The following is a 6,367-nucleotide window of genomic DNA, read 5'->3' on the forward strand; positions in this document are numbered from 1 at the left end:
AATGAAAAACAAGAAAAACAATACTCGTTGGAGTGTACAAGTTGCACTTATGGCAGCCATCATTATCCTATTGGCAAATACTCCACTGGGAATGATTCAGCTACCTATCATCAAGGCGACAACAGTACATATACCAGTTATTGTCGGTGCAATAACACTAGGTCCAGTCGCCGGTGCGATACTTGGTGGTGTGTTTGGACTGTGTTCACTAGTTAGCAACACTATGGCTCCTAGCCTACTGTCCTTTGCATTTTCACCATTTCTTAGTACAACAGGTCTAGTGGGAGTAATCAAGGCACTTTGGATATCAGTTGGATGCAGAATCCTAATAGGATTGGTCGCAGGCTGTGTCTGGACCGGATTGAAGGGTCTAAGGGTCAATCAAACAATATCCCTAGTCATAACAGGATTTGTTGGATCAATTACCAACACCATACTGGTAATGTCCAGTATATATTTGCTATTTGCCCAACAATATGCTGCAGCCAAGCAAGTGGCTATATCAGGAGTCTTCAAGCTGATAATGGCAACTATACTAGGATCTGGAATACCAGAGGCACTCGCAGCAGCTGTGATTATAGCACCTATCTGCAGGGCTATATTTAAAAACTTGAAATCATAGGCATAGGTTGAGAATTATTGAAATTTAAGATAAAAATAAAGGACTGATTCATAAGCGTTAAAAATCGCTTTTGGGTCAGCCCTTTTTCTTATGCCTTAAAATATCTCTCAGTGTCCTTCATATTGACGTAGAACTTCTTGCCCTTTCTCTTTACTATACCTCTCTCAAGGAGTATCTTCAGGGCTCTAGAAAGGGATTCTCTCTGACATCCCATGGTCCTAGCTATATAGGTCACAGATAGGTCTATGGATATAAGGACTAGCCCATCCTCTTGGTCCATGCCATGTTCTAGGGCAAGCCTGTAGAGCTTGGCTGCCAGTCTCTTGTCTAGGTTGGATGTGACAGAGTTCTTGAGTTGTCTGTATAGCCTCCTGATCCTGTTCTCCATGTAGAGGATGCAATTCCTAGCAAGTATGTAGTCGCTCTGCATGATGGAATCAAAGTCCTCAAACTTGATCCTCATAATCTTGGAGTTTTCAAACCCCCAACACTCGACTGCAGAGGTGTTCTTCCTCATGATAGGCTGGTTGATCATGTCCCCTGGCTTGAGGGTAAAAATGATCCTAGACTCACCGTTCTCATTGCACTTGGACAAGGTGACCATGCCCTCCAGTAGAAAATATACATAGTCCAGCTTCTCCCTATCCATATATAGGCTCCTATTCTTCTTTAAACATATCTCATCAGATAATTCGTATATTCTCTCAAGTGTAGAATCTGATATGCCTTCAAATACACCAATATCCTTAATTTCAATCATAATATTCCTCCACTAAGTACATGATATCATCAGAGTATATAAAAGTAAATAGAAAACAGAACGGTCGATAGTGCTGACCGTTCTGTCTTGTTGTTTGTTTAATTGTATCCTAGTACTAGTCTATATGCCTTGTAGCTATTGTTGGCTATTTTTTCCCTATATTCCTCGTTGCTACTATGTTTGATCCTGTTCCAAGAACGTCTTCAATCAAGATGTCCCCTACCTTGATTGGGGCCTTTACCTTATGCTGGTTTATTTCCTTCATCACATCAAATATCAGCTCTTTTGGTATCTGCTTGTCTGTCTTTACTGGCACAAGGTTTAAGAATCCGTCTTCTACCCTGATTGTAGATGCGATATTACGCTTAGGCGCTATCATTTCCTGCTGGGCGTAATTTTCTCCCCTCTTACAAGTGTTGCCTGTCACCTTGTACTGGTCATCTTCCCTTGTAACTGTCAAGTGACAGCCTACAGGACATACTATGCAAGTGAACTCTCTCTTATTTTCCAATTTCTTCCACCTCCACTATTATCTTGTCGTTTAGGTCTTTTATATCCTCTGGGCTAAGTGGTATGTTGACCATTTCAGATGGTATCATTGCAGGCATCTTCTTTGTCTTGATTACCTTGTCTCCTATGCTGACCTTGACCTCAACCTTTTTGAATGGCTTTCTTGACCTAAAGAATAAATTGGCTCCATCCTTGCCACCAGCTACAACATAGTTTGGTATTACATAGGATATTCCATTTCCTGCCTGTGTTTCAAATAGGTCCTTGCCATCGGAATCGTTCATCCCCTTTATATAGTCTGCTGCATTTTTGCCAGCAACCCTAGATTCCTTTGTAACAAAGTCCACTATATCATGGACATGGAGTACGTTACCACAACTGAATACACCATCCATGCTTGTTTCCATATTTGATTTTACTTTTGGCCCATTTGTCACCTGACTTAGCTCTATACCAGCATTGACTGTCAATTCGTTTTCAGGTATTAGGCCTATAGATAGTAGCAGGGTATCGCATGAGAAGTATTCTTCTGTGCCCTCTATTGGCTGCCATTTTTCATCAACCTTACAGATAGTCACTCCCTCTATCCTCTCCTTACCGTGGACCTTGTTTATATTGTGGCTTAGGTATAGTGGTATATCGTAATCGTTTAGGCACTGGGCTATATTTCTGTTAAGTCCACTAGAGTGTGGAGATATCTCAACAACGCACTTGACCTTGGCTCCTTCAAGTGTCATCCTTCTAGCCATTATAAGACCTATATCACCTGAACCGTAGATAACAACTTCCTTACCTACCATTAGGCCTTCCATATTCATCATTCTCTGAGCCATACCTGCAGTGTATACTCCAGCTGGTCTATAGCCGTTCATAGCTACTGCACCTGCTGTTCTCTCCCTACATCCCATAGCTAGGACTATAGACTTTGCACCTATATTTACAAGTCCGTTTTCGCTCATAGCTATTATCTCTTTGTCTGGTGTAAGCTCTATGACCATAGTATTTAGGATGTATTCTATTCCAAGCTCGTCTACCTGGTCTACAAACCTCTGGGCGTATTCAGGTCCTGCTAACTCTTCCTTGAACTCATGAAGACCGAATCCACTGTGGATACACTGGTTTAGTATACCGCCCAATTCCCTGTCTCTCTCTATAATTAAGATAGAATCTATTCCATTTTTTTTAGCTTCAACCGCAGCTGCAAGTCCAGCTGGACCTCCACCTATCACTACTAAATCGTAATTTAACATATTTCCCCCTATTTTTTCAAATGTCTTTCTACTATTTTTGAACCAGAAAGGTCTTTTCTTACTTCTGTAGGATCTATATTCAATTCTCTTGCAAGAATCTCTATTACCCTAGGTCCACAAAATCCGCCCTGGCATCTTCCCATACCGGCTCTTACCCTTCTTTTTACTCCATCTACTGTCTTTGCTCCAGCATTTCTCCTGATAGCCTCTATTATCTCGCCCTCAGAAACTGTTTCACACCTACAGATGATCTTTCCATAGGCTGAGTTTTCCTTTATCTTTACAGCCTTTTCTTCGTTTGTAAGCTCGGAGATTCTAACTATGCCCTTTCTTTTTGGATTGTAGTTAGACTTTTTCTTTGTATCCATTCCATTGTCTATTAGGATTTCTTCTACATATTCAGCTATTGCAGGAGCAGATACTAGACCTGGAGACTCTATACCTCCACAGTGTACTAGGCCTTCCATATTTTTAGATGCATATATCATGAAGTCGCCTGTGTCTGGTTTTGCCCTTACACCAGTAAATACACGGATGGTATTCTTAGGATTTAGGCTAGGTACAGATAGTTTTCCTAGTCTATCTATTACTGCAAGTGATTCAGCCTCTGTTGTAGTATCTTCTACTGTTCCTATCTTGTCTGAAGTAGGTCCTATCATAGTGTTTCCGTCATATGTTGCAGTTACTAGTACTCCCTTACCCCTCTCAGTTGGAGTCTGGAATAGGACTGTATTTAGGTTGTCCCCCTTTTTCTTGTCAAATAGTCTATATACTCCCTTTGTAGGTATTATGTTAAAGTCAAAGTCCCCACCCATGTTGGCAACCTTGTCTGAGTATAAACCTGCTGCATTTATAACGTATTTAGCCTGGTAGTCTCCCTTGTTAGTCTTTACAAGTATACCCTCTGAGTTCTTTTCAAGGCCTATTAGCTCTGTCTCAGTAAATAATTCTACCCCATTGTCCATTGCATTTTCCATCATGGCATAAGTAAGGTTGAATGGGTCTACAACACCTGCTGAACCACAGTAAAGGGCTCCAACTACCTCATCTGATACCTTTGGCTCTATCTCTTTGACCCTCTTGGCATCAATTATTTCTAGGTCCCTAGCGCCATTTGCAAGACCCCTCTGGTATAGTTCTTCAATCGTTTTCATTTCCTCTTGACTAAAGGCAAGGACTAAAGAACCTATCTTGTTAAATGTAAAATCTAACTCCTTGCTAAGTTCTGGGTACATTGCATTACCCCTTACATTCATCTTGGCCTTTAGTGTTCCTGGCTTACAATCGTATCCACCATGGACTATGGCTGAATTTGCCTTTGTAGTCTCTTGGCATATTTCATAGTTTTTCTCTATAAGAGCTATCTTCTTATCGTATTTTGATAGGGTTTTGGCAACTGAACATCCAATTACACCGCCACCTACAATTATAATATCGTACATATTACCTCCATAAAATTAAAAAAGAGTACACAAAACAGGTTGAATCTATTTCGTGTACTCTATTAATTCAATAAATATATTTTTATTAATTTTTCTTACATATTATATAACATTATATCACAAAACTGATTTGTTTGCTAGTTATCTTGTAAAGTCTATTTGTCTTCTAAATTACTATTCGTCTTCTTTGTCAACCCAATCCATAGATCTCTCTACAGCCTTTTTCCAGTACTTGTAGTTCTTTGTTCTCTTTTCTTCTGACATTTCAGGAAGGAATTCCTTGTCTATTGCAAATTCTTCAGATATTTCTTCTAGGTCCTTCCAATATCCAACTGCAAGACCTGCAAGATAGGCTGCACCTAGGGCTGTTGTTTCAAGAGTCTTAGGTCTATGAACCTGTGTATTTAGCATATCTGCCTGGAACTGCATCAAGAAGTTGTTGGCAGATGCTCCACCGTCAACTCTTAGATAAGCAAGTGGTAGACCTGCATCTTCCTGCATTGCATCTATTACATCCTTAGACTGGTAGGCAAGAGATTCAAGTGTAGCTCTTACAAGGTGCTCTCTCTTAGTTCCTCTTGTAATACCGAATATTCCACCCCTAGCATACATATCCCAGTATGGAGCTCCAAGGCCTGTAAATGCTGGAACTACTACTAGTCCATCTGTATCTTCTATCTTGTTGGCATAGTATTCAGACTGTGGTGAGTCATATACCAATCTCAATTCATCTCTTAACCACTGGATGGCAGCACCAGCTATAAATACTGATCCTTCAAGTGCATAGTGAACCTTGCCATCTATACCCCAAGCTATAGTTGTAAGTAGGCCATTCTTTGACTGGATCATCTCTTCACCTGTGTTCATAAGTACGAAACATCCTGTACCATAAGTGTTCTTTACCATACCAGGTTCAAAACAGTTCTGTCCAAATAGGGCTGCCTGCTGGTCACCAGCTATACCTGCGATTGGTATCTGGGCACCACCGTATGTACCAGTATCAGTATGTCCGTATACTTCACTTGAGTTTCTAACTTCTGGAAGCATTGACTTAGGTATATTTAATCTTTCTAGGATTTCATCATCCCACTTTAGTTCCTTGATGTTGTATAGCATAGTTCTTGAAGCATTTGAGTAGTCTGTGACATGGACCTTACCCCTAGTCAAGTTCCATACTAGCCAAGTATCAACTGTACCGAAAAGTAGTTCTCCTCTTTCAGCCTTTTCTCTAGCTCCCTCAACATTGTCAAGGATCCAAGCTATCTTTGTACCTGAGAAGTATGCATCTACTACTAGACCTGTTTTGTCCTTTATCTTTTCTGTCCAGCCTTCTTCTTTTAGCTTTTCACAGTAGCTAGCTGTTCTTCTACACTGCCATACTATAGCATTGTAGACTGGCCTTCCAGTGTTCTTGTCCCATACTATTGTAGTCTCTCTCTGGTTTGTTATACCTATAGCTGCTATCTGTTCTGGTCTTATAGCTGACATCTCTAGAACCTCTCTAGCAACACCAGACTGAGATGCCCATATTTCCATCGGATCATGCTCAACCCATCCAGCCTTTGGATATATCTCCTTAAATTCCTTCTGGGCAACGTTGATTATTTCACCCTTTTTATTGAAAATTATTGCTCTAGAACTAGTTGTTCCAGCGTCAAAAGATAATACATACTTTTCCATTATTCAAATCCTCCTTTTTATAATTGAGTAACCTGTCTTTTTTGTAATTAAGCAATCTGTTATTTTATACAAGATTACTTATGATCTGGTAAGCTATTTTTCT

6 protein-coding genes are annotated in these 6,367 nt (G+C 40.3%); 1 reads left to right on the forward strand and 5 read right to left on the reverse strand.

Annotated features, from left to right (window positions below; translation table 11 throughout):
• The first annotated feature begins 1 nt into the window (after position 1).
• Positions 2-622 carry an ECF transporter S component gene (locus HMPREF0631_RS06520; protein WP_002844014.1) on the forward strand — a complete coding sequence of 207 codons (621 nt, stop codon included), beginning with the start codon at positions 2-4 and terminating at the stop codon, positions 620-622.
• Positions 623-710: 88 nt separating this feature from the next.
• Here HMPREF0631_RS06520 and HMPREF0631_RS06525 read toward each other — a convergent pair whose 3' ends face one another.
• The 5 genes from HMPREF0631_RS06525 to glpK form a co-directional block, all read right to left on the reverse strand.
• Complete coding sequence (locus HMPREF0631_RS06525; protein ID WP_002843987.1) at positions 711-1,382, reverse strand: Crp/Fnr family transcriptional regulator; 672 nt, start codon at positions 1,380-1,382, stop codon at positions 711-713.
• A gap of 145 nt (positions 1,383-1,527) precedes the next feature.
• Entirely contained in the window at positions 1,528-1,893 is a 366-nt protein-coding gene (locus HMPREF0631_RS06530; protein WP_002844000.1) for a DUF1667 domain-containing protein, read from the reverse strand.
• Positions 1,883-3,142: an NAD(P)/FAD-dependent oxidoreductase gene (locus HMPREF0631_RS06535; RefSeq protein ID WP_002843983.1), complete on the reverse strand. Its 1,260-nt coding sequence runs from the start codon at positions 3,140-3,142 to the stop codon at positions 1,883-1,885. Before HMPREF0631_RS06535 ends, HMPREF0631_RS06530 begins: the two co-directional genes overlap by 11 nt.
• Positions 3,143-3,150: 8 nt before the next feature.
• The gene (locus HMPREF0631_RS06540) at positions 3,151-4,584 is read right to left on the reverse strand and encodes an NAD(P)/FAD-dependent oxidoreductase (RefSeq protein ID WP_002843977.1); all 1,434 of its coding nucleotides are present in this window, start codon (positions 4,582-4,584) and stop codon (positions 3,151-3,153) included.
• Between the two features lie 174 nt (positions 4,585-4,758).
• The gene (glpK, locus tag HMPREF0631_RS06545) at positions 4,759-6,264 is read right to left on the reverse strand and encodes a glycerol kinase GlpK (RefSeq protein ID WP_002844018.1); all 1,506 of its coding nucleotides are present in this window, start codon (positions 6,262-6,264) and stop codon (positions 4,759-4,761) included.
• Positions 6,265-6,367: the final 103 nt, after the last annotated feature.

The sequence above is a fragment of the Peptostreptococcus anaerobius 653-L genome (genome assembly GCF_000178095.1).
GTDB classification, from domain to species: Bacteria; Bacillota; Clostridia; order Peptostreptococcales; family Peptostreptococcaceae; genus Peptostreptococcus; species Peptostreptococcus anaerobius.